This window comes from Mycetocola saprophilus (genome assembly GCF_000718085.1).
Lineage (GTDB): Bacteria > Actinomycetota > Actinomycetes > Actinomycetales > Microbacteriaceae > Mycetocola > Mycetocola saprophilus.
Window position 1 is genome coordinate 1 of sequence record NZ_JOEC01000017.1, and the last position, 229, is coordinate 229.

Below are 229 nucleotides of genomic sequence, written 5' to 3' on the forward strand. Positions count from 1 at the left end.
CATCGACCCACAACCCAGATATCCGTTCGAGTTTCACGAATCGGACGCGCTCAAGTATCTGCTCGAGCATCACACCGAGTTCGACGCGTTCCACGCCTCACCACCGTGCCAGGCTTTCACGAACGCGCAGCGCATCCAGGGCAACGAGCACCCCGATTTCATCGACGCAACCCGAGCCGCGTTCGAACTCATCGGGAAGCCGTGGGTGATCGAGAACGTGCCCGGCGCA

At 61.1% G+C, this 229-nt stretch carries 1 protein-coding gene; it reads left to right on the forward strand.

What is annotated here, in order from left to right; all coding sequences use genetic code 11:
- A partial coding sequence (locus IE92_RS18620; protein WP_030149550.1) for a hypothetical protein occupies positions 1 to 229 on the forward strand: 229 nt, incomplete at both ends.